21 protein-coding genes and 1 tRNA gene are annotated in these 23453 nt (G+C 66.3%); 13 read left to right on the top strand and 9 right to left on the bottom strand.

Translation table 11 applies throughout. The features are described 5' to 3' along the window. Positions 1–98: 98 nt before the first annotated feature. Entirely contained in the window at positions 99–1445 is a 1347-nt protein-coding gene (locus FAS41_RS04185; protein WP_138520383.1) for a HAMP domain-containing sensor histidine kinase, read from the bottom strand. Position 1446: 1 nt separating this feature from the next. After that, on the bottom strand, positions 1447–2157 hold the full coding sequence (locus FAS41_RS04180; protein ID WP_138520382.1) for a response regulator transcription factor: 711 nt from the start codon (positions 2155–2157) through the stop codon (positions 1447–1449). Positions 2158–2284: 127 nt separating this feature from the next. On the opposite strand from FAS41_RS04180, the gene FAS41_RS04175 reads away from it, so the two are divergent. The 4 genes from FAS41_RS04175 (at position 2285) to FAS41_RS04160 (ending at position 6960) form a co-directional block, all read left to right on the top strand. Further along, positions 2285–5056: a response regulator gene (locus FAS41_RS04175; protein ID WP_138520381.1), complete on the top strand. Its 2772-nt coding sequence runs from the start codon at positions 2285–2287 to the stop codon at positions 5054–5056. Positions 5057–5072: 16 nt separating this feature from the next. Beyond that, the gene (locus FAS41_RS04170) at positions 5073–6062 is read left to right on the top strand and encodes a 2-hydroxyacid dehydrogenase (RefSeq protein ID WP_138520380.1); all 990 of its coding nucleotides are present in this window, start codon (positions 5073–5075) and stop codon (positions 6060–6062) included. Positions 6063–6124: 62 nt separating this feature from the next. Continuing rightward, positions 6125–6565: a hypothetical protein gene (locus tag FAS41_RS04165; protein ID WP_138520379.1), complete on the top strand. Its 441-nt coding sequence runs from the start codon at positions 6125–6127 to the stop codon at positions 6563–6565. Next, complete coding sequence (locus FAS41_RS04160; protein ID WP_138520378.1) at positions 6562–6960, top strand: META domain-containing protein; 399 nt, start codon at positions 6562–6564, stop codon at positions 6958–6960. The genes FAS41_RS04165 and FAS41_RS04160 overlap by 4 nt, the downstream gene beginning before the upstream one ends. A 17-nt stretch (positions 6961–6977) precedes the next feature. Here the strand turns inward: FAS41_RS04160 and dinB are convergent, their stop codons facing one another. After that, positions 6978–8036: a DNA polymerase IV gene (gene dinB / locus FAS41_RS04155; protein ID WP_138520377.1), complete on the bottom strand. Its 1059-nt coding sequence runs from the start codon at positions 8034–8036 to the stop codon at positions 6978–6980. A gap of 219 nt (positions 8037–8255) precedes the next feature. Here dinB and FAS41_RS04150 point away from each other — a divergent pair. From FAS41_RS04150 to FAS41_RS04135, 4 genes are all read left to right on the top strand, one after another. Next, positions 8256–8332, top strand: a tRNA-Met gene (locus tag FAS41_RS04150). A 163-nt stretch (positions 8333–8495) separates the two neighbouring features. After that, entirely contained in the window at positions 8496–11129 is a 2634-nt protein-coding gene (gene mprF / locus FAS41_RS04145; RefSeq protein WP_138520376.1) for a bifunctional lysylphosphatidylglycerol flippase/synthetase MprF, read from the top strand. Between the two features lies 1 nt (position 11130). Then, on the top strand, positions 11131–12405 hold the full coding sequence (locus FAS41_RS04140; protein WP_138520375.1) for a virulence factor family protein: 1275 nt from the start codon (positions 11131–11133) through the stop codon (positions 12403–12405). A 141-nt stretch (positions 12406–12546) separates the two neighbouring features. Continuing rightward, positions 12547–13110 (top strand): cytochrome b, encoded by a 564-nt coding sequence (locus tag FAS41_RS04135; protein ID WP_138520374.1) that lies wholly within the window; start codon positions 12547–12549, stop codon positions 13108–13110. A gap of 55 nt (positions 13111–13165) precedes the next feature. Here FAS41_RS04135 and FAS41_RS04130 read toward each other — a convergent pair whose 3' ends face one another. Beyond that, entirely contained in the window at positions 13166–14290 is a 1125-nt protein-coding gene (locus tag FAS41_RS04130) for a GNAT family N-acetyltransferase (RefSeq protein ID WP_138520373.1), read from the bottom strand. A 214-nt stretch (positions 14291–14504) separates the two neighbouring features. Here FAS41_RS04130 and FAS41_RS04125 point away from each other — a divergent pair, with 214 nt between their 5' ends. Beyond that, on the top strand, positions 14505–14753 hold the full coding sequence (locus FAS41_RS04125) for a hypothetical protein (protein ID WP_138520372.1): 249 nt from the start codon (positions 14505–14507) through the stop codon (positions 14751–14753). On the opposite strand, the gene FAS41_RS04120 is transcribed toward FAS41_RS04125, so the two are convergent. Together FAS41_RS04120 and FAS41_RS04115 are read right to left on the bottom strand one after the other, a co-directional pair. Next, the gene (locus FAS41_RS04120; RefSeq protein ID WP_138520371.1) at positions 14754–15785 is read right to left on the bottom strand and encodes a glycosyltransferase family 4 protein; all 1032 of its coding nucleotides are present in this window, start codon (positions 15783–15785) and stop codon (positions 14754–14756) included. Beyond that, complete coding sequence (locus FAS41_RS04115) at positions 15782–16591, bottom strand: UDP-2,3-diacylglucosamine diphosphatase (RefSeq protein WP_138520370.1); 810 nt, start codon at positions 16589–16591, stop codon at positions 15782–15784. The genes FAS41_RS04120 and FAS41_RS04115 overlap by 4 nt, the downstream gene beginning before the upstream one ends. A gap of 134 nt (positions 16592–16725) precedes the next feature. Between FAS41_RS04115 and FAS41_RS04110 the strand changes: the two genes are divergently transcribed. The 3 genes from FAS41_RS04110 (at position 16726) to FAS41_RS04100 (ending at position 18843) form a co-directional block, all read left to right on the top strand. Beyond that, positions 16726–17490 (top strand): helix-turn-helix transcriptional regulator, encoded by a 765-nt coding sequence (locus FAS41_RS04110; RefSeq protein WP_138520369.1) that lies wholly within the window; start codon positions 16726–16728, stop codon positions 17488–17490. 69 nt (positions 17491–17559) lie between these two features. After that, positions 17560–17901 (top strand): tRNA-binding protein, encoded by a 342-nt coding sequence (locus FAS41_RS04105; RefSeq protein ID WP_138520368.1) that lies wholly within the window; start codon positions 17560–17562, stop codon positions 17899–17901. Positions 17902–17976: 75 nt separating this feature from the next. Further along, complete coding sequence (locus FAS41_RS04100; protein ID WP_138520367.1) at positions 17977–18843, top strand: DMT family transporter; 867 nt, start codon at positions 17977–17979, stop codon at positions 18841–18843. Between the two features lie 242 nt (positions 18844–19085). Here the strand turns inward: FAS41_RS04100 and FAS41_RS04095 are convergent, their stop codons facing one another. From FAS41_RS04095 to FAS41_RS04085, 3 genes are all read right to left on the bottom strand, one after another. Next, entirely contained in the window at positions 19086–19607 is a 522-nt protein-coding gene (locus FAS41_RS04095) for a hypothetical protein (protein ID WP_138520366.1), read from the bottom strand. Positions 19608–19728: 121 nt separating this feature from the next. Then, positions 19729–20721, bottom strand: coding sequence for an ADP-glyceromanno-heptose 6-epimerase (rfaD, locus tag FAS41_RS04090; RefSeq protein WP_138520365.1), 993 nt, complete (start codon positions 20719–20721; stop codon positions 19729–19731). Positions 20722–20844: 123 nt separating this feature from the next. After that, positions 20845–21129 (bottom strand): Rdx family protein, encoded by a 285-nt coding sequence (locus FAS41_RS04085; RefSeq protein WP_138520364.1) that lies wholly within the window; start codon positions 21127–21129, stop codon positions 20845–20847. A 70-nt stretch (positions 21130–21199) separates the two neighbouring features. Between FAS41_RS04085 and FAS41_RS04080 the strand changes: the two genes are divergently transcribed. Continuing rightward, positions 21200–23404 (top strand): patatin-like phospholipase family protein, encoded by a 2205-nt coding sequence (locus FAS41_RS04080; RefSeq protein WP_138520363.1) that lies wholly within the window; start codon positions 21200–21202, stop codon positions 23402–23404. The last annotated feature ends 49 nt before the right edge of the window (positions 23405–23453 follow it).

Raw genomic sequence — 23453 nt, 5'->3', positions numbered from 1 at the left:
AGCACTCGGATCTGGAACAGGGCGCCCTATGATACCGGCAAAAGTCGCCCCGCCATACGAAACTTCCTAACAAGCCGTGTGCTGAGCCGGGGCCTGCCTCAGGCCGCCGCCGCGTCGGGCAGGCGCAGGTGCACCCGCAGCCCGGCTTCGGCGCAGTCCGCCCAGAGGTCGCCACCCTGCATGCGCAGCGAGCTGCGGGCGATGCTCAGCCCCAGGCCGAAGCCTTCACCGGTACGCGCGTCGGAAAGCCGGGTGAACGGCAGGAAGATGCGCTCCAGGTCACTTTCCGCCACGCCGGGACCATCATCCTCCAGCCAAAGATGCCAGCCAGCGGACTCGCGCCGGCCACTCAGGCGGATGCGGCCATTTTCCGGCGAATGACGGATGGCGTTGCGCAGCAGGTTTTCCAGGGCCTGGGCCAGACCGTTGAGGTGACCGCGCACGCGGCAATCCGCCGGGACCTGATAAAGGAAGCGCTCGGCACTCCAGCCCGCCTCGAAGCGCGCGTCGTCCACCAGCAGGTCCCACAGCGAGCGCAGGTCGATCTCCTCCAGTTCCAGGCGCGGGCGCTCGGTGTCCAGCCAGGCCAGCTCCAGGGTGTCGGCGACCAGGCGCTGCATCACTTCCACTTCGCGCTCCACGCGTTGGCGCAGCGCAGCCTCACTGATCGGGCTGTCGCCGGCCACGCGCAGGCGGCTGAGCGGTGTGCGCAGTTCGTGGGACAGATCGCGCAGCAACTGGCGCTGCAGGCCGACATGGCCGCGAAGCCGTTCGGCCATGTGGTCCAGCGCGCGGCCCAACTCTCCCAGTTCGTCGCGGCGGGCAATCAGTTCCGGGCCGGCGACCGAGCCGAGGTTATCCGCCTGCAAGGCATTGGCGTGTTCGCGCAGACGTCCAAGCGGACGCACCAGCCGGCGATAGATCAACCCGCAGAGCATCAGGGCAAGAATCGCCGGTACCAGCGCATGGCTGATGGACTGGCGCAGTAAGGTCAGGCCGCCGGGCAGGAAGCGCTGCGGCAGTTGCACGACCAGACGGCCAGCGGAAGGATCGTCCGGGAAGGGAATGCCGATGAACGGAAGGTTCACCGAGCGCGAGCTCACCGGCCAGTCCAGCCCGCGCTGGAAGGTCAGGTGTGCCACGTCGTCCATGGGCAGCGCCTGCGTGCCCAGCGATTGCAGGCGGGCATCCACCACGACCATCCACACCGGCTCGCGCTGCTTCATCTGCGTCAACCAGGCATCGACGCCCGCCGCCCCACCCGTACGCCAGGCTTGCTGGGCCTCGTCGGCATAGCTGGCGAGCACTTGGCGCGCTGCCTCGGACAGGAAGTAACTGTCGCGCTCCATCTGCTTGCCCCAGTTCCAGGACAGCCAGATGACCGACAGGCACAGCACGACCAGGGCGAAGGCGAGTTTCCAGAACAGCGAGTGACGGCCGGGCATGTCAGTCCTCGGCCTCGGCGAACACGTAGCCCTTGCCCCAGACGGTGTGCAACTGGTGGCGAACGTAGCCGATGGCCTGGAGCTTGCGGCGCAGGTGGCTAACGTGCATGTCCAGGCTACGGTCGTGGGCGGTGAAGGCGCGATGCAGCACGTGCTGATAAAGGAAGGGTTTGCTCAGGGTCTCGCCCTGGCTGCCGAGGAAGGTTTCCAGCAGGCGGTATTCGGTCCCGGTCAGGCCGGCCCACTGACCGTCGAGGCCGACGTCGTCCTTCTGCGGGTCCATCTGCAGGCCGGTCGGGGCCGAGCTCAGCGACTGGCTGCCGCGCTCCAGCGCCACACGGCGCAGCACCGCATCCACACGCACGCTCAGCTCGGCAAGACTGAAAGGCTTGGGCAGATAGTCGTCGGCGCCCTGGGAAAAGCCAGCGATACGGTCCTGCTCGGCGCCCAGGGCGGACATCAGGATCACCGGCACCGCGCGCTCGCGGCGCAGGGTGCGGAGGATATCCAGGCCGCCGATGCCAGGCAGCATGATGTCCATCAGCACCAGGTCGTAGTCGCTGCCGCGCGCCTGGGCCAGGCCTTCGTCGCCGTCCTGGCACCAGGTGACCTCGAAGCCGCGTTCGCTCAAGTGGGAAGACAGGTGGGCGCCCAGGGTCGGGTCGTCCTCGATGGTCAGCAGGCGCAAGCCGGACGAAGCGATGGCATTCATATCAAATAAGAGTGATTAGCAATTGCGTGGAGTATTCACGATTCTGCGCGTTCTCGGCAAGGCAAAGGGCTTCCGACGAAGGTCCGAACCGCTACACTGCCGGGGATAAACGCATCGGAGGAAGCGCGTGTTCAAGGATCTCGGCATCAAGGGACGTGTACTGCTGCTCACCCTGCTGCCCACCAGCCTGCTGGCGCTGGTGCTGGGCGGCTATTTCACCTGGGTGCAGCTGTCGGACATGCACGCCCAGTTGATCGAGCGCGGGCAACTGATCGCCGAACAACTCGCGCCGCTGTCGGCCCCGGCGATGGCCAACCACAATAACGAGCTGCTCGAGCGCATCGCCAACGAAGCGCTGGACCAGCCCGACGTGCGCGCCGTGACCTTCCTTGACCCGGACCGGGAAAAACTGGTCCACGCCGGCCCCAGCATCCTCACCCCCATGCCTTCGGGCGACGGCTCACACCTGAGTATGGCGAGCAACCTGGACACCACCCACTTTCTCCTGCCGGTGCTGGGCAAGCACCGCAGCCTGTCCGGCGACCCGGACGAGGACGCCGAGAAGTTGCTGGGCTGGGTCGAGCTGGAACTGTCGCACCACGGCACCCTGCTGCGCGGCTACCGCAGCCTGTTCACCAGCCTGCTGCTGATCGGCGCGGGACTGGCGGTCACCGCCCTCCTCGCGCTGCGCATGAGCCGCGCGATCAACGCACCCCTGGGGCAGATCGCCCAGGGCGTCGCCCAGCTCAAGGAAGGCCGCCTGGAAACCCGCCTGCCCGCGCTGGGCAGCCACGAACTGGATGAGCTGGCCGGCGGCATCAACCGCATGGCCGAGGCGTTGCAGAGCGCCCAGGAAGAGATGCAGCACAACATCGACCAGGCCACCGAGGACGTGCGGCAGAACCTTGAGACCATCGAGATCCAGAACATCGAGCTGGACCTGGCCCGCAAGGAGGCGCTGGAGGCGAGCCGGATCAAGTCCGAATTCCTCGCCAACATGAGCCACGAGATCCGCACCCCGCTCAACGGCATCCTCGGCTTCACCAACCTGCTGCAGAAGAGCGAGATGACCAGCCGCCAGCAGGACTACCTGGGCACCATCCACAAGTCCGCCGAGAGCCTGCTGGGAATCATCAACGAGATCCTCGACTTCTCGAAGATCGAGGCCGGCAAGCTGGTGCTGGAGAACATCCCGTTCAACCTGCGCGAGCTGATCCAGGACACCCTGACCATCCTCGCCCCCGCCGCCCACGAGAAGCACCTGGAGCTGGTCAGCCTGATCTACCGCGACACCCCATTGCAGCTGGTGGGCGACCCGCAGCGCCTGAAGCAGGTGCTGACCAACCTGGTGAGCAACGCCATCAAGTTCACCCACGATGGCAGCATCGCCGTGCGCGCCATGCTCGAAGACGAGAGCGACGACCGCGCGCAGTTGCGCATCAGCGTCCAGGACACTGGCGTTGGCCTGACCGACGCCGACCTGCGCGCGCTGTTCCAGGCCTTCAGCCAGGCGGATAACTCCCTCTCGCGCCAAGCCGGCGGCACCGGCCTGGGTCTGGTCATCTCCAAGCGCCTGATCGAGCAGATGGGCGGTGAGATCGGCGTGGAAAGCAGCGCCGGCGACGGCTCGGAGTTCTGGATCAGCCTCAACCTGCCCAAGGCCCGCGACGACGGCGACGACCTGCCGCACGCCCTGGCCGGCGGCCTGCGCGTGGCACTGTATGAACCCCACGAACTGACCCGCACGGCCCTGCATCACCAGCTGGAAGACTGCGGCCTGGAGGTCACCGAGTTCCCCGACCTCGTCACGCTGGAAAAGACCCTGCTGGCCGGGCCGTCGGACAAGGCGCCAATCACCCTGGCGCTGCTCGGTGTAACCGCCGCAGACCACCCGCCCGAGGCGCTGCGCCAGTCCATCCGTGAGCTGGAACAGCACGGCTGCAAGAGCCTGGTGCTTTGCCCGACCATCGAACAGGCGCACTACAACGACGTGTTGCCCGATGCCCAGGTGCAGAGCAAACCCGCCTGCACGCGCAAGCTGCAGCAGGCACTCAATGAGCTGCTGCACCTGCGGCCGGCGCGCAAGGACAAGACCGTCAACGGCAAGCTGGAGCGCACGCCACGTCTGCTCTGCGTCGACGACAATCCGGCCAACCTGTTGCTGGTGAAGACCCTGCTGACCGACCTGGGCGCCGAGGTGACTGCCGTGGATAGCGGCCTCGCCGCCGTCGAGGCGGTACAGCGCGAGCGTTTCGACCTGGTCTTCATGGACGTACAGATGCCGATCATGGACGGCCGCCAGGCCACCGAAGCGATCCGCCAGTGGGAAGGCGATCGCGAGGTCAGCCCGGTGCCGATCATCGCCCTCACCGCCCATGCCCTGGCCAACGAGAAGCGCGCCCTGCTGCAGGGCGGCATGGACGACTACCTGACCAAGCCGATCGACGAGCGCCAGCTGGTCCAGGTGATCCTCAAGTGGACAGGCCTCGCACTGGGCGAGCCGCGCGACGAGCGACCGCGCCAGGCCCAGTCCTCCCTGGAAGGCCTCAGCGTACTGGACCCGGAGGAAGGCCTGCGCCTGGCCGCCGGCAAGCCGGAACTGGCCGCCGACATGCTCGGCATGCTGCTCGCCTCGCTGTCCGCCGACCGCCAGGTGATCCGCCAGGCCCGAGAGCGCAACGACCGCAACACCCTGCTCGAACGCATCCACCGCCTGCACGGCGCCACCCGCTACTGCGGCGTGCCGATGCTGCGCGCCGCCTGCCAGCGCGCCGAGACACTGCTCAAGCAGAACGAACCGGACAGCCCCGCCGCGCTGGATGAGCTGGACAAGGCCATGGCCGAGCTGGCACAAGCGACCGAAGGCCTCCTGGAAGTCGAAGCCGGCCAGTCGCACTGAAGACGGAATTCAATCGATGCGCATCATCCTGTTCAGCAACCAGACCTATGACCGCGACAGCTTCCTCGCCGCCAACCATGGCCACGGCTTCGAGCTGCATTTCCAGCAGGCGCAGCTGCGCGAGGACACCGTCGCCCTGGCCATGGGCTTCGAGGTGGTCTGCCCCTTCGTCAACGACGATCTGTCACGCCCGGTGCTGGAGCACCTGGCGGCGGGCGGCACCCGGCTGATCGCCCTGCGCTCGGCCGGCTACAACCATGTCGACCTCGCCGCCGCCCAGGCACTGGGTCTGGCCGTGGTGCGCGTACCGGCCTATTCGCCCCACGCGGTGGCCGAACACGGCGTGGGATTGGTCCTGGCGCTGTGCCGACATCTGCACCGCGCCTACAACCGCACCCGCGAAGGCGACTTTTCCCTGCACGGACTGACGGGCTTCGACCTGCACGGGCGCACCGTCGGGATCATCGGCAGCGGGCAGATCGGCGAAGTCTTCGCCCGCATCATGAGCGGCTTCGGCTGCCACATCCTGGCCTATGACCCGTACCCCAACCGCGCAATCGAGGCGCTGGGCGGGCGCTTCGTCGAGCTGGACGAATTGCTCGCACAATCCGACATCATCAGCCTGCACTGCCCGCTCAACGACGCGACCCGACACCTGATCAATGCCGCCAGCCTGGAACGCATGAAGCGCGGCGCCATGCTGATCAACACCGGCCGTGGCGCGCTGGTGGATACCCCGGCATTGATCGAGGCGCTGAAAAGCGGCCAGCTCGGCTACCTCGGCCTGGACGTCTATGAAGAGGAAGCCGACATCTTCTTCGCCGACCGTTCCGACCAGCCGCTGCAGGACGACGTATTGGCGCGCCTGCTGACCTTCCCCAACGTGATCATTACCGCGCACCAGGCCTTTCTGACCCGCGAGGCGCTGGCCGGAATCGCCCAGACCACCCTGGCCAACATCGCCGCCTGGCGGGCCGGCAATCCGGTGAACCTGGTGAAAAACTGAGCAGAAGGCGCTCGCATCCACACGCCACGCGCCCTAGAATGCCGCGCTTTCCCGGAGGACCCATGGCCCAGCACGATTTCCGCTACACCCTGCTCAACCCGCAATTCACCCTCAACGAATGCCGCGCGCTGACTCCGGGCCGCTATCAGGTCACCGGCATCGGTGGCTCGATCAAGGCCGGCGACACCCTGCTGGTTAGCCTCAAGGGCAGCAAAAGCCTGAGCATGACCCTGGAAGTGGAAAAGGTCCGCCACCTGATCAACCCGCCGGGGCAGTGGATGGCCGTTGCCAAGGGCCCGGTGTTCCGTGAACTGGGTATCCACGAGTGGAAGGTCAACTGCGACGGCTGCGCGGCTACACTGGACTTCGAATTCGCCGTCGATGCCACCCTCGGCAAGGCTGCCCAGCAGCCCGCCGCCGAGCAGCGCATCGCCGAACTCGGATGGGCCAAGGTTGGCAACCGCCACCTCTGCCCGGATTGCCAGAGCAAGGAGACAGCATGAAAGCCCTGATCGCCAGCGCCTGCACCGCGCTGGCCCTGACCGGCTGCGCCAGCAAGCCGGTTCCCGAAGCGGAGCAGACCTACCGCGTGGAATGGGTCGGTGAGCACCCGCTGATCGACTACACGCACATCAGCCTGACCCTGGACGGCAACGGCCGAGCCTACGGCAGCGCCGGCTGCAACCACTGGTTCGCCAGCTACAAGCTCGAAGGCGAGCAGCTGACCTTCGGCCAGCCCGGTGCCACCCGCAAGCTGTGCGCCGACCTGGTGATGGAGCAGGAACAGCAGTTCCTCAAGATGCTCGGCGAAGTGCAGCGCTGGGATATCACCGACGAGGGCGAACTGCGCCTGTGGCCAGTCTCCGGCCGCGCCATGCGCATGTGGCCCGAAGGCTGAGGCTCCTTCAGCCAGAGCTAGAAGAGCGTGAGCTGCTCGTGGGCGCCGCGCAGGTCGACCAGACGCACGCCCACGCCGATCAGACGCACCGCCTTGTTGCCGCGCTGGAAGGCCTGCCCCAGCAGCAGCCGGTAGCTTTCCAGGTCTCGGGCGGCGCCCGCCTGCTCCAGGGTTGTCTGGGTGAAGTCGTGGAACTTCAGTTTGATGAACGGCTTGCCCGGCCGATAGCTGGTGTCCAGGCGCGTCATGCGCCGCTCCAGTTCACCCAGCAACGACGGCAATTCCTCCTGACAGGCCGCCAGGTCCGGCAGGTCCTGGTCGAAGGTGTTCTCCACGCTGATCGACTGGCGGCGGCTATCCACCTGCACCGGGCGCTCGTCGATCCCCCGCGACAATCCCCAGAGCCGCTCGCCGAAACTGCCGAACTCCTTGGCCAGCTGGATGCGCGACCAGTCGCGCAGGTCCGCGCAGGTGCGAATGCCCAGGCGCGCCAGCTTCTCGGCAGTGACTTTGCCCACGCCATGCAGCTTCTTCACCGGCAGTTCGGCAACAAAGCCGTCCACCTCATCCGGCGTGACCACGAACAGGCCGTTGGGCTTGCGCCAGTCGCTGGCGATCTTGGCGATGAACTTGTTCGGTGCCACCCCGGCAGACACGGTGATGTGCAGGGTCTCCCAGACGCGCTGGCGAATCTCCTGGGCGATACGCGTGGCACTGCCGCCACAGCGTTCGCTGTCACTGACGTCAAGATAGGCCTCGTCCAGGGACAGCGGCTCGATCTGGTCGGTGTAATCGCGGAAGATCGCGTGGATGTCCCGCGAAGTCTCGCGGTAGACGTCCATTCGCGGGCGCACGATGGTGAGGTCCGGGCACAGCTTCACCGCCGTGCGCATGGCCATGGCCGAATGCAGCCCGTAGGCGCGCGCCTCGTAGTTGCAGGTGGCGACCACGCCCCGCTTGTCCGGCGATCCACCCACGGCCAGCGGCTTGCCCGCAAGGCTGGGGTCGTCGCGCATCTCGATGGCGGCATAGAAGCAGTCGCAATCGATGTGGATGATCTTTCTCTGCCGAGTCACGAAGAAGGCGCCTGCATCACCGTCGGAAGCCGCCCGAAAAGGCAGCGGAAAACCCGTGCATGGTAATGCAAAAAGCCGTCATCCCGGTTATCCGCAGGCCGGAAAGGCCCTCCTATCAATAGCCACCCCGCTGCCGTTCATCGCGGCTAAATAATTGATAGAAAATCACTTTTTCCATTTTTCGATTGACACCCTGGCGTACCGGCGTAGAATGGCCGCCGCGGGATGGAGCAGTCTGGTAGCTCGTCGGGCTCATAACCCGAAGGTCGTAGGTTCAAATCCTGCTCCCGCAACCAGACATCAAGAAGAAAGCCACTCTTAGGAGTGGCTTTTTTCGTTGTGCCCAGAAAATGATTGCCCACGGGTGGCGTCTCACGGATCAGGAAAATACTCTTCCGGGGACTTGGGAATTCGCGTCAGTGCCCCTACTCTGTCGCGCTAAATCGATTGAGGTGCCCGATGAGCGCCAACCCCGCCACACCTGAGACATCTGCCACCGAAGACGCTCCCGCCCGAGCGACCTGGCTCAACTGGGTGAACGCCAACCGCCAGGCACTCGGCCTGGGCGTGACCCTGGTGCTGTTCAGCCTCGCGTTGATCGCCTGCTATCACCTGCTGCGCGACATCGACGCCTACTCCCTGCACGACGCCCTGCTCGACGTGCCCACCACCTCGCTGCTCGGCGCTTTCGCTGCCACCGTGGTCGGATTCGTCTTCCTGCTGGGTTATGAATGGTCGGCGAGCCGCTTCGCTGGCGTGAAACTGCCCGTCCCGGCGCTGTTGACCGGCGGTTTCTCCGCGTTCGCCATCGGTAATGCCGTGGGCCTGTCGATGCTTTCCGGCGGCTCGGTGCGCTATCGCCTCTATGCCCGCCAGGGGCTGGGCGCTGGCGACGTCGCGTTGATGACCTTGTTCGCCAGCCTGTCGCTGGGCTGCGCATTGCCGGTGCTGGCCGCGCTCGCCGCGCTGAGCGACCTCTCCGACGCCTCGCTGGCCCTGCACCTGCCGGAGTGGCTGGTGGCGGTACTGGCGCTGAGCATCATCGGCTTCTGCCTGCTGCTGGTCGTCGGTATAGAACGCCGCCGCTTGCCCGAGCAGCCCTCGCCCGACAGCCACCTGGTCCGCTTCGGCCGCCGCACCTTGCGCCTGCCGGGCCTGCGCCTGTCGCTGCTGCAATTGCTGATCACCGCGCTGGACGTGGCTGCCGCCGCCACCGTGCTCTATCTGCTGCTGCCCGAAGCCCCGCCTTTCGGCGCCTTCCTGCTGGTCTACCTGATCGCGCTGGCCGCTGGCGTGCTCAGCCATGTGCCGGGCGGCGTCGGCGTGTTTGAAGCGGTGCTGCTGGCGGCCTTCGCCAACCAGTTGGGCGCCGCGCCGCTGGCCGCTGCACTGCTGTTGTATCGACTGATCTACGTGGTGCTGCCGCTGATCGTCGCCTGTCTGCTGCTGCTGTTCCTCGAGGCCCGCCGCGTACTGGTGGCCAAACAGGCGGTGCGCATCACCTCCGGCTTTGCCGCGCAGATCCTCTCCTTGCTGGTGTTCATCTCCGGGATCGTGTTGCTGTTCTCCGGGGCCACGCCGTCCATCGACACCCGCCTGGACGAAGTCGGCTTCCTCGTGCCGCACCGCCTTATCGATGCCTCGCACCTCGCCGCCAGCCTGATCGGCGTGCTCTGCCTGCTGCTCGCCTATGGCCTGCGCCGCCGCCTGTCCGCCGCCTGGGCACTGACTCTCGGCCTTCTGATCGCCGGCGCCGCGCTGTCGCTGCTCAAGGGCTTCGACTGGGAAGAAGCGCTGATCCTCAGCTTCACCTCCGCCCTGCTGGTGATCTTCCGCAGCGCCTTCTACCGCCGCAGCCGCCTGATGGACCTGCCGTTCTCGCCGATCTACCTGGGCGCCGCCGCCTGCGTCGTCGCCGCGTCGATCTGGCTACTGCTGTTCGCCTACCAGGACGTGCCTTACAGCCACGAACTCTGGTGGCAGTTCGCCCTGGACGCCGACGCCCCTCGCGGCCTGCGCGCGGCCCTGGGCAGCTGCGTCCTGCTCGCGGCCCTGGCGCTCTACTGGCTGCTACGCACTGCGCCGCCGGCGATTCATGAGCCCAGCCGCGAAGACCTGGACACCGCCGCTGCCATCCTCGCCAAGTCTTCGCAACCCGACGGCGGGTTGGCCCTGTCGGGCGACAAGGCGCTGCTGTTCCACGAGGGCAACGACGCCTTCCTGATGTACGCGCGCCGCGGCCGCAGCCTGGTGGCGCTGTTCGATCCAGTAGGCCCGGCCCAGGCCCGCGCCGAACTGATCTGGCAGTTCCGCGACCTCTGCGACCTGCATCACGCGCGCCCGGTGTTCTACCAGGTGCGCGCGGAGAACCTGCCGCTGTACATGGACATCGGCCTGACCGCGCTCAAGCTCGGCGAGGAGGCCCGGGTCGACCTGCGCCGCTTCGACCTGGAGAGCAAGGGCAAGGAGATGAAGGACCTGCGCTACACCTGGAACCGTGGCCAGCGCGACGGCTTGAGCCTGGAATTCCATGACGCCGGCAACGCGCCGATGGACGAATTGCGCGCCATCTCCGACGCCTGGCTGGGTGGCAAGAACGTCCGCGAGAAGGGCTTCTCCCTCGGCCGCTTCACTCCCGAATACCTGCGTTATTTCCGCGTCGTCGTGGTGCGTTTCCAGGGCCGCGCCGTGGCCTTCGCCAACCTGCTGGAAACCTCCGGCAAGGAGCTGGCGAGCATCGACCTGATGCGCGTGGCCCCCGACGCCCCCAAGCTGACCATGGAATTCCTCATGCTCGGCCTGATCCTGCATTACAAGGAGAGCGGGCACACCCGCTTCAGCCTCGGCATGGTGCCACTGGCCGGCTTGCAGCCGCGCCGTGGCGCCCCGCTGACCCAACGTCTCGGCGCGCTGGTTTTTCGCCGGGGTGAGCAGTTCTACAATTTCCAGGGGTTGCGACGCTTCAAGGACAAGTTCCAGCCCGACTGGGAACCCCGTTACCTGGCCGTGCCCGCCGGACTGGATCCGCTGGTGGCCCTGGCCGATACGGCCGCCCTCATCGCAGGCGGCCTGAGTGGATTGGTAAAACGCTGATATGTTGAAACGACGCTGGCGACACCTGCTCGCCCTCCTCCTGCTGATCATCATCGCCATCGGCCTGCTGCTGTGGAGCCGCCCGGCTTCCCAGGCCTCCCTGGAACACCGCCAGTTGCCCGACGGCAGCGCCGTCGCCCTGGCCATCCCCGGCAAGGCGCCGAACGCCCGTGTTCTGCTGGCCGTGCAGGCCGACCAGAAACTCGACGACGGCCAGTTGCTGGCACTGGCCCACGACAGCGGCGCCCGCGTGGTGCAGTTCGTCTTCCCGGAAAAGGACTGCACCACCCAGCAGGCTCGCATCCAGGCTGCCAGCGCCCTGCTCGACGGCCAGCCGACCCTGGTCGCCGGCATCGGTCCGGGCAGCGCCTGGGCCTTCCGCTGGCTCGCCGGGCAGACCGATGACAAGGCCAAGGCCCTGTCGGTGGGTTTCTCCCTGGAGAAGCCCGACTGCGCCGCGACCCCGCTGCCGACTACTGCCGCCCACGGCCACTGGCTGGCCGCCTGGAACGACAACCCGGATGACGCCAGCGCGCGCTTCGCCCGCGGCCTGAAAAACGCCGAAACGGTCATCACCGACTACGACACCCCGCTGCCCAAGGTCCTCGCCGACCAACTGCGCCAGCAGTTGCAGGGCGGCGGCGACAATGTCCCGGTGGTGGAAGTCCCGGCCGCCAAGCCCTCGGAAACCGTCACCCTGTTCTACTCGGGCGACGGCGGCTGGCGCGACCTCGACCGCGACGTCGCCGCGCAGATGGCCGAGCTGGGCTATCCGGTGGTAGGCGTCGACGCCCTGCGCTACTTCTGGGAGCACAAGACCCCGGAGCAGAGCGCCGCCGACCTCGCCCTGCTGATGCAGCACTACCGCGAGAAATGGGGCGCCAAGCACTTCGTGCTGGCCGGCTACTCGTTCGGCGCCGACGTGCTGCCGGCGATCTACAACCGCCTGCCGGCAGACGCCAAGAAGGACGTCAGCTCGGTGATCCTGCTGGCCTTCGCCCGCAGCGGCAGCTTCGAGATCGAGGTGCAGGGCTGGCTCGGCAAGGCCGGCCAGGAAGCCTCCACCGGCCCGGAAATGGCCCGCCTGCCGGGGCCGAAGGTACTCTGCGTGTACGGCATCGAGGAGAAGGACGAAAGCGGCTGCACCCAGCCGCAGGCGGTGGGCGAGAACCTGCAGTTGCCCGGCGGCCACCACTTCGATGAAGACTATCCCGCGCTGGCCAAGCGCCTGGTGAACGCCATCCGCTCCCGCCAGTCAGCCGACGACGAAGGCTGACCGACGTCAAAAGGGCCGCACATTGCGGCCCTTTCACTTTGCCTTCACGGTTTTTCAGGCAGGGTTAAGGCTCTATGCTGAGACTGATAGCCCCGTCGCCAGAACGGGGCGTCACGACTCCGAGCCAAACAAGGAACCGTCATGAGCCTGTCCAAGACCCCGTCCCGCTATGGCAGCCTGTCCATAGCCCTGCACTGGATCATGCTAGTGCTGATCGCCGCCACGTACTTCTGCATGGAGTACCGCACCAACTTCCCCAAAGGCAGCGATACCCGCGCGCTGTTCTCCCAATGGCACTTCATGCTCGGCCTGAGCGTCTTCGTGCTGGTCTGGCTGCGCATCATCGGCCGCTTCATCTATCCCACCCCACCCATCGTTCCCGCGCCGCCGGCCTGGCAGATGATCCCCGCCAAACTGATGCACCTGGCCCTTTACGCCCTGATGATCGGCCTGCCGCTGGCCGGCTGGATCATCCTCAGCGCCGCCGACAAGCCGGTGCCGTTCTGGGGCATGGAGCTGCCGCACCTGGTGGACAAGAACCCGGACCTGGCCAAGCAGGTGAAGTACTGGCACGAGACCATCGCCGTGCTCGGCTACTGGCTGATCGGCCTGCACGCGCTGGCCGCGCTGTTCCACCACTACATCAGCCGTGATAACACCCTGGTGCGGATGCTGCCGGGCAAGGGCGAGGCGAAGCCGGAATAAACCTTCAGCCCCTGCGAGACGTTGGCTCGGCCGGCGGTTCGCAGGGGCAACCCGCTCATTCCTGCCGATACGGCAAAGCCACGCGGGCCTCTTCGGCGTACGCCAGGATGCCCGCCCTCTCCCCCGCCAGGAACTCTTCCACTGCCTCGCGTAGTCCCGGATGCCCCAGGCGATGCCAGGAGCGCGTGATCACCGGTTCGAAGCCCCGGATCAGCTTGTGCTCTCCCTGCGCCCCGGCATCGAAGCGCTTGAGGCCATGGCCGATGGCGAAGTCCAGGCCCTGGTAGAAGCAGGTCTCGAAATGCAGGCGGTCGAACTCCGCGAGACAGCCCCAATAACGGCCATACAGCGTGTCACCGCCCAGCAGGCTGAAGGCCATGGCCACGGGCCGGCCATTCTGGTGGGCGAAGACCACGCGGATCGCCTCGGGCATGCGCTCACCAATCAGGCTGAAGAACGCGCGGCTCAGGTAAGGCGCCTGCCCGCGCACCTCATAGGTACTGCTGTAGCAGGCGTAGACGAAGTCCCAGTGCGTCTCGGATAGCTCGCGTCCTTCCATCCAGATGAAGTCCAGCCCGAGCCCGGCGACCTGCTCGCGCTCCTTACGCAATTGCTTGCGCTTGCGCGAGCTGAGCGCGTCGAGGAAGTCCTGGAAGTCGCGGTAACCGCGGTTGTTCCAGTGGTACTGGCAGCCCAGGCGCTCCAGCCAGCCGTCGGCATGGCGCAGCAGCGCATCGGCGGCAGCATCGGTGAAGTTCACGTGCACGCCGGAACAATGCCCCTCGTCCACGTCACCCGCCAGCGCGCCGACCAGGCTCAGGGCCGCTTCCGGCGTGCCCAGCAGGCGGGCACCACCAACCGGCGTGAAGGGAATGCCCACCAGCAGCTTGGGGTAGTACGGGATTCCGGCACGCAGGCAGGCATCCGCCCAGCTCCAGTCGAACACGTACTCGCCATAGGAGTGGCTCTTCAGATAGGCCGGCGCGGCGGCCAGCAGGTGGCCGTCGTCGCCCAGCAGCACACGATGGGAGGGTTTCCAACCGGTCCGGCCACCGACACTGCCGCTGTCCTCCAGGGCGGAGAGGAAGGCGTGGCGCAGGAACGGCTGGTCGTCCGGCAGCAGGGCATCCCACTGGTGGGCGTCGACTTCGGCTAGGCGGGAGAGGGTCTGGATAGGCATGGCCGACAGTCTGGCGCGGTGCGCCAACATTGGGAAGATTCGCGCAGGAAATCTCCGGCGAAGGTGACATTCACGTTCGTCGGTATCCGCCGGAAAGGCCTGCCGGGTGGACTATGGTGGGGGTTAGCAAGGCTTGCCGGCGCACGACGCCGGTGCCGTTCCGCCCGCCTGCCGCCCGCTTTGGGCCGTTGGCGAACAGCCAGGAGGACGCCCCATGAGCCTGATGCAATGCGAGTACCGCCAGTACACCATCACTGCCGATGTCGTCGAACACCCCGGCATCCCCACTCCCTGGGCCGCCGGCTGCCACATCACCGCCCCGGACGGACAGACCACCAGGCGCAAGACACTGCCGGTCGAATTCGCCTTCATGTCGGACCTGGCGAAGGCCCAGCACGCCTCCATCGCCCACGGCAAATGGCTGGTGGACCAGAGCCTGGACCACGATCGCCAGCTGTTCTGATCAGCCGTTCGCGTAGCCCGGTTCGTCACTGACGGGCAGTTCCGTCAGGCGTACCTGAAGCGCCATGAATTCCTGCGCCGATGCCCGCCAGGTCTGCCCGCTCGCCCATTCCACGCAGGTCTGGCGATCCAGTTCCAGCGCCTGCAGGCAGGCACTGCGCAAGTCGGCGTCCATCACCCCGGTTACGCCTTGTTCCAGCACATCCAGCGGTCCCGTCACCGGGAACGCCGCCACTGGCGTGCCGCATGCCAGCGCCTCGTACATCACCAGACCGAGGGTGTCGGTCAGCGACGGGAAGGCCAGCACGCTGGCGTTGCGGTAGGCCTCGGCGAGGTCGTCGCCGTGGCGATAACCGAGGAATTCCACCTGTGGATAAATAGCTTGCAGCTCAGCACGCTGCGGGCCATCTCCCACCACTCGCTTGCGCCCCGGCAGGTCGAGAGCGAGGAAGGCTTCGAGATTCTTTTCCCGCGCCAGCCGGCCGACATAGAGGAACACCGGCTCCTCCGGCGGTGCGCCCACACCCGGCTGGAAGCGCTGGATATCCACACCCTTGCGCCATAGCGCGAGGTTGTCGAAGGCATGATCGGCGAACGTGCCGCGCATCCGTTCGCTGCTCACCAGCACGGCCTGGCTCGGTGCGTGGAAACGGCGCAGGAAGGCATAGCCCCAGCCCAGCGGCAACCACGGCCACCGCGTGCTCACGTACTCGGGAAAGCGCGTGTGGATGGCGCTGCTGAACTTCAGGCCCCGGCGCACCAGCCAGCGCCGAGCGGCCCAGCCCAGCGGGCCTTCGGTGGCGAGGTGGATACAGTCGGGAGCGAAGCCGGTGATCTTCTCGCCCACCTTCCACAGGTCCCACGCCAGCGGAATCTCCGGGTAACTCGGGCACGGGCGGTGACGAAAGTCCTGCGGGGTGAGCAGGCCGACCACATGGCCCAGCCCTTCCAGCTCGGCCACCAGCGCCCTCAGGCTGGTGACCACGCCATTGACCTGCGGTAGCCAGGCATCGGTGACGACCAGCAGCCTCATGCCGCCGACTCGACCACCACGGGCTCCTCGGCGCGAGCCTGCTCCTCGGCCAGTCGATAGAGCTGGATGCTGCCGTCCCAGTGCTCGATCAGCGCCGAGCAGGATTCCACCCAATCGCCGCAGTTGAGGTATTCCACCTCGCCGATCTGGCGGATTTCCGCGTGGTGGATGTGCCCGCAGACCACGCCGTTGAGGCCACGCTTGTGCACCTCGTGGGCAATGGCTTCCTCGAAGTCGCTGATGAAGTTCACCGCCGTCTTCACCTTGTGCTTGAGGTACGCCGACAGTGACCAGTAACCGTAGCCATAACGACTACGCCAATGGTTGAGCCAGCGATTCAGGGTCAGGGTGAATTCGTAGGCGGAGTCACCGAGGAAGGCCAGCCAGCGGTGGTAGCGGGTGATGACGTCGAACTGGTCGCCGTGGATCACCAGCAGCTGGCGTCCGTCGGCGGTGGTGTGGACGATCTCGTCGACCAGTCGGATGTTGCCCAGCAGCAGCGAGGAATAGCGGCGCAGGAATTCGTCGTGGTTGCCGGTGACGTAGATCACCTCGGTGCCGCGCTTGCTCATGGTCAGCAGGCGGCGAATCACGTTGGTGTGCGCCTGCGGCCAGTAAATGCCGCCGCGCAGCTTCCAGCCGTCGATGATGTCGCCCACCAGGTAGATGCGGTCGGCGTGGTAACGCTTGAGGAAACCGGCCAGGTGCTCGGCCTGGCAGTCACGGGTGCCCAGGTGGACATCGGATATCCACAGGGTTCGTACCCGTTGCTTCTTCGTCGGCGTCATGCGTTGCGCGCTGCTCATCGTCGGCGACCTCCAGTGGGGTTTCTCCGAGTGTCGGCCCACGCGGTGAAGCGCACATGACCGACTGGCGACAGTCCCGTGACAGCCCGCGGCGCGCTAGACTGTCAGCCTGCCCGCCCGGAAAGTCGCATCGCATGAGCCAGATCCTCTCCCTGCGCCACTACAGCCACGACCACCTCGCCCACAGCCACAGCCATGCGCAGCTGGTGCTGGGGCTGTCCGGCAGCCTGGATTTCGAAGTCGGTGGACGCGGCAGCCTGGTGACCCGGCAGACCTTCGCCGTGGTACCGCGTGACGAGCACCACGCCTGCGCCAGCCCCGACGGCAGCCGCTGCCTGGTGGTGGACCTGGAAGATGAAGAGGACCTTCTCGGCGGCCTCGGCCTGCACAGCGATGCCGGCCGGCGCCTGTTGGAAACCCCTGGCCAGCGCCTGCTCAGCCATGACCAGGCGCAACTGGTGCACTGGCTCGCCGGCAGTTCGCTGCATGACCCGGTGCTGGCGCGTCAGGGCGCCATCCTGCTGCTGGCCAGCCTCGCCGCCGGCCAGCAGCGCGTCGAGGAGCCCGCGCAGTTGCCGCTGGCCAGTCTGGACAGCTACATCGATCGCCACGCCGCGCACCCGCTGCAGGTGGCCGACCTGGCACGGCTCGCCGGGCTCTCTGCCGCACGCTTCCATGCCCGCTTCCTCGCCGAAACCGGGCAGACGCCCATGGACTACGTGCGCCAGCGCCGTCTGCAACTGGGCCGCGATCTGCTGCGTGGCTCGCACCAGTCGGTGGGCGAAATCGCCGCGCAGGTCGGCTATGCCTCGCAAAGCGCCTTCACCGCCGCGCTGGTGCGCCAGTTCGGTACCACGCCGCGCCAATTGCGCCAGCAGGCACGCGACAATTCCCGCTAGCCGCGCGACAGACAGCCGCGAGCCCAGGGCCTAGACTGCCGGCAACCAAGCAAACCAGTGGGAGCAGCGATGTCGGTAGACACCATCGAGTGGCAGGATTTCGAGCGCGTCGAACTGCGCGTGGGCACCATCGTCCAGGCCGAACCCAACGTGAAGGCGCGCAAGCCCGCCTACATCCTCCAGGTCGACCTCGGCCCGCTGGGGATCAAGACCTCCAGCGCGCAGGTCACCGCGCATTACGAGGCCAACGAACTGATCGGCCGCCAGGTGCTGTGCGTGTGTAACTTCGAGCCCAAGTCCATCGCCGGCGTGCGCTCGGAAGTGCTGGTCACCGGCGCCTACGACAGTGACGAGAAAGTGGTGCTGACCGGGTTCGACAAGCCGCTGCCCAATGGCTCGCGACTGGCCTGACCTTCGTTTCACCTCGTGCCGGCTGGCCCGGCACGCTTCACTTTCCCGACAAGGCCCTGCCACCGCATTTCAGGCATGAATCGCATTACCCAACTCACTCCCCGCGGCGCCCTGATCGGCCTGCACATCGGCGCCCTGATGTTCGGGCTGTCCGGCATCTTCGGCAAACTCATCCTCGCCGGCCCCCTGGTCATCGTCTTCGGCCGCGCTCTGTTCGGCTCGCTATCACTGGCGGCGGTGTTCGCCGGGCATCTGCGTCAACAGAGGCGCCCCACGCTGAAACAGGCCGCCATGCTGCTGGGTGGCGGCGTACTGCTGTGTACGCACTGGCTGACCTTCTTCCTCGCGGTGAAGGTGGGCAATGTCGCCGTGGCCACTCTCGGCTTCGCCAGCTTCCCTGCCTTCACCGTGCTGCTGGAAGGACTGTTGTTCCGCGAACGCATCCGCAAGGGTGAGTACCTGGTGGTGGTGCTGGTGTGCATCGGCCTGGTGATGGTCACGCCGACCCTGGACCTGCACGACGGCGCCACCGCCGGCCTGCTCTGGGGCACCCTCTCGGGCCTGCTGTTCGCCCTGCTGTCGCTGGCCAACCGGGTGAGCGTGCGCGGGATAGACCCGATCCAGGCGGCGTTGTGCCAGAACCTGACGATCATCGCCTGCCTGCTGCCACTGGTGCTCTTCGACCTGCCCGCGATTCGAGGCATGGACTGGCTCTGGCTGGTCGCGCTGGGCGTGCTCTGTACCGGCGTCGCCCACAGCCTGTTCGTCGCCAGCCTGCGGTTGATCAAGGCGCGCACGGCGGCGGTGATCTTCGCCCTGGAGCCGGTCTACGGCATCGCCTTCGCTGCTGTGCTGTTCGGCGAAGAGCCTAGCCTGCGCATGCTGGCGGGCGGCGTGCTGATCATCTTCGCGACCTTCCTCAGCGCGCGTGGATCGCACTGACCCCGCGTCTTTTCTGTAGGAGCGAGCTTGCTCGCGAACAAGCCTTGCTCCGCTGCCAAGCGGTTCGCGAGCAAGCTCGCTCCTACAAGAGCCTCAAGCGGTGCGTGAGGCAAAAAAGAAGGCCGCCCCGCAGCGTGCGTATCTCGAACCTTGCCCCGGGGAGGGAATGCCAAGGAGTCATCGCACGACAGCCTGCGAGGCGGCCTGTTCGGTGTGGCGCCTGTGGATAAGGCGCCGGGGAATCAGTTGATGCTGTAGCCGCGCCCGCTCAGGCAGGCGCCCAGCGCACGACGGTAGGTGTCGGATTGGCCCGCCGGCGGTGCCTGGGTGGCAGCGGCCGGGTCGAAGCCGCTCTGGCCGACGGCCCAGGTGTGGCATTCATAGCGATCGCGGCTCTGCTGCTCCGGCGACTGGCCACTGGCGGGATAGGCGATCACCTCGTAGCTGGTGGTCGGCGCGGCCTGTACGGCCGGCGGCGTCTCCACCGCGACATACTGGCGGCGGTCGGCGTTCCACAGGTAGTAAGTCCCGGCGGCGACGAAGTAGAGCATGCTGCCGATCCAGACTTCCCGCGCGTAATCCGGCAGGCCATAGCCATGCCCCGGCCCCCAGCCATGGTAAGGGCCTGGTCCCGGGCCGCCCGGTTCCCCAGGGCCGCCCGGTTCCCCAGGGCCGCCATGGGGCCCGGCTATGGCCGCAGCCGAAACGCTCAGGGCCAGCAAGGTGGCGACGGATTTGAGCGCGATGCGCGAGGACAACTTCATTTCACCTCCAGTCACGGGCGATCCACCGCCCGCCGTTCGTGGTGAGAATTGTCTCGCGCCTACCCCCCGCGCAGTGTCAGCAGTCGGTAAAGACTGGGTAAAAAGCCCGATACACGCGGTATCAGTCCTGTTGCAGCAACCAATGGCAATAGCGCCGTACACCCTCCTCCACGCCCATCATCGGCGCACGGTAACCCGCCTCGCGAAGGAAGGCGATGTCGGCGCAGGTGTAACACTGGTACTTGCCGCGCAGCTCATTGGGGAACTCGGTGTATTCCAGCAGCCCCGCGCGGATCGCAGCGTCCAGGGTGAGCGGCTGCAGGTCCTGCTGTTCGCGCAGGGTATTGATCACCGCCAGGGCCACATCATTGAACGGCTGGGCGCGGCCGCTACCGAGGTTGAAGATGCCGCTGCGCTCGGGGTTGTCGAGGAAGTACAGGTTGACCTTCGCCACATCCTCCACCGAAACGAAATCGCGCAGGTGGCCGCCAGCGGGGTATTCACCGTATTCGCCGAACAGCTTCACCTTGCCCGTCTCGCGGAACTGGTTGAAGCAGTGGAAGGCCACCGAGGCCATGCGCCCCTTGTGCTGCTCGCGCGGGCCATAGACGTTGAAGTAGCGGAAGCCGGCCACCTGGGTGCGAGCGGTGGGCAGCACTTTGCGCACGCGCTGGTCGAAGAGGAACTTCGAATAGCCGTAGACGTTCAGCGGCTTCTCACAGGAGCGCATCTCACGGAACTCGTGCGCGCCGCCGTACACCGCTGCCGACGAGGCATAGAGGAACGGCACGCCCAGTGACAGGCTGGCATCGAGCAGCTCGCCGCTGTAGCGGTAGTTGTTGTCCATCATGTAGCGCCCGTCGCGCTCCATGGTGCTGGAGCAGGCGCCCTGGTGCAGTAATGCGCGCACCACGCCGAAGTCGCCACGGGCGTAGCGCTCGATGAAGTCGCGCTTGTCCAGGTAATCGCTGATGTCGCAGTCGGCGAGGTTGGCGAACTTGTCGCCCTCGGTCAGGTCATCGACCGCAATGATGTCGGTCTCGCCGCGCTGGTTCAGCGCCTTGACGAGGTTGCTGCCGATGAAGCCGGCGGCGCCTGTGACAATGATGCTCATGAGGGCACCTCCTGTGGAGAATGGGTGCTCTCAGACTAAAAGTGGTACCGGCGTACCCCCTTGATATGAAGCAAGGAAGCTAGCCTGCTATCGAATGGTTCTGCCAGGCGGTACAGCGTCGGTTCAGGAACGGTCGTTATGGCCCAGGTCGCGCTGCGGATCGATGCGGTCACGCACTCGCTGCTTGAGCACCTTGGCCTCGGGGAAGCCACCGTCGGTCTTGCGTTCCCAGATCTGCTCGCCGTCGCAGGCAATGTGGAAGACCCCGCCGGTGCCCGGCACCAGGCTGACCTTGCCCAGGTCGTCGCCGAAGGTGCTCAGCAGTTCCTGGGCCAGCCAGGCGGCGCGCAGCAGCCACTGGCACTGGGTGCAATAGGTGATGACGATTTCGGCTTTGGCTTCGGACATGAATCAGACTCGGCTGTAGGACGCGAACCTATAATACCGGTCTGAAACGCCCTACCGGACTCTTCTCTTCATGCGCCGACTGCTGTTCGCCCTCCTCCTGCTCCTTCCCCTCGGCGCCCTGGCGGCGAACACCCCACCGAAGATCGGCCTGGTCCTCTCCGGCGGTGCGGCGCGCGGCCTGGCGCACATCGGCGTGCTGAAGGCGCTGGACGAACAGGGCATCCACGTCGACGCCATCGCCGGCACCAGCATGGGCGCGGTGATCGGAGGCCTGTATGCGGCGGGCTACACGCCTAAAGAGCTGGAACAGCTGGCCCTGGGCCTGGACTGGAAGGAGGCGCTGTCCGACTCGCCGCCCCGAGTCGACGTGCCTTTCCGCCGCAAGCAGGACGACCGCGACTTCCTGGTGAAGCAGAAACTCAGCTTCCGCGACGACGGCACCCTCGGCCTGCCGCTGGGAGCGATCCAGGGGCAGAACCTGTCGATGCTGCTGGAAAGCCTGCTGGTGCACACCAGCGACACCCGCAACTTCGACAAACTGGCGATCCCCTTCCGCGCAGTGGCCACCGACATCGCCACCGGCGAGAAGGTGGTGTTCAGCAAGGGCCACCTGCCCCAGGCGATCCGCGCCAGCATGTCGATCCCCGCGGTATTCGCGCCAGTGGAGGTCAACGGCAAGCTGCTGGTGGACGGCGGCATGGTCGACAACATTCCTGTGGACGTGGCGCGGCAGATGGGCGTCGACGTGGTCATCGTGGTCGACATCGGCAACCCGCTGGCAGACCGCAAGCAGCTGACCACAGTGCTGGACATGCTCAATCAGTCCGTCACCCTGATGACCCGCAAGAACTCCGAAGCGCAACTGGCCACCCTCAAGTCCAGCGACATCCTCGTGCAGCCGCCGCTCAGCGGCTACAGCTCCACCGACTTCGGCCGGGTGCCGCAGCTGATCGATGCCGGCTACCGCGCCGCCAGCATCCTCGCGCCGCGCCTGGCCACCCTGCGCAAACCCGCCGACGCCCAGGCGGTGGCGCTGGACGAGGCACGCACGCCAGGAGAGCGCCAGCCGGTGATCGACCGCATCGAGGTGGAGAACAACTCCAAGGTCAGCGACGACGTGATCCTCCACTACATCCGCCAGCCGCTGGGCGAGCACCTGGACCTGGAGCGCTTGCAGCGCGACATGAGCACCCTGTATGGCCTGGATTACTTCGACCAGGTGCAGTACCGCGTGGTGCATAACAAGACGGGCGTGGATGGCAAGTCCGACAACGTGCTGGTCATCCACGCCTACGGCAAGCGCGGCGGCACCGACTACCTGCGCCTGGGCCTGAACCTCTCCGATGACCTGCGCGGCGACAGTACCTTCAACGTCGGCGGCAGCTACCGCATGAACGGCATCAACCGCCTCGGCGCGGAATGGCTGACGCGCCTGCAGATCGGCGGCCAGCAGGAACTCTACAGCGAGTTCTACCAGCCGCTGGATGTGGGCTCGCGCTACTTCGTCGCGCCCTATGTGTTCAACCAGGCGCAGAACGTCGAGGCCACCGACAACGACGACCCCATCGCCGAGTACCGCCTGGAGCGCTACGGCTACGGGCTGAATCTGGGCCGGCAGATCGCCAACAACGGCGAATTCCGTCTGGGTATCGCCCAGGCCTTCGGCAAGGCCGACGTGCGGGTGGGCGAACAGGACCTGCCCGACTACCACTTCAACGAAGGCTACGCCCAGCTGCAGTATTCCTTCGACACCATGGACAACGTCGACTTCCCCCGCGAGGGCGAGAACATCCAGACCTCCTTCCGTGAACACACGCCGTCCCTGGGCGACGACGACCGTTACCGGCAGTGGGAATTCCACCTGGACAAGGCATTGAGCACGGGCCCGAACACCTGGGTGCTGGGCGGCGGTTACGGGCGCACCATCGATGACGCCGACGTGGTGGTGTCGAGCTTCCTCCTCGGCGGTGCACGGCAGCTTTCGGGCTACCGCCAGGACGCGCTGGCCGGGCAGAACTACAGCCTCGGGCGGGTCATCTACTACCGACGGATGACCGAGCGTTCCTTCCTTCCGCTGGACTTCCCCTTCTACCTGGGCGGCAGCCTGGAACGCGGGCGGGTGTGGAACAACGACAACAGCTACGACACCGGTTACGTCAACGCCGGCAGCCTCCTCATGGGCTTCGAGACGCCACTGGGGCCACTGTCCTTCAGCTACGGCCTCAACGATGCCAGCGAGCACGCGGTGTACATCAACCTGGGCCGCAATTTCTAACCCGCTGTGTGATTCGAGCGGGCAAAATCTGCGCCCAAGAAAAAGCCCG

Origin of the sequence: Pseudomonas nicosulfuronedens (genome assembly GCF_005877905.1) — a bacterium.
Taxonomy (GTDB): domain Bacteria; phylum Pseudomonadota; class Gammaproteobacteria; order Pseudomonadales; family Pseudomonadaceae; genus Pseudomonas; species Pseudomonas nicosulfuronedens.
This window is presented reverse-complemented; position numbering and strand designations above follow the sequence as displayed.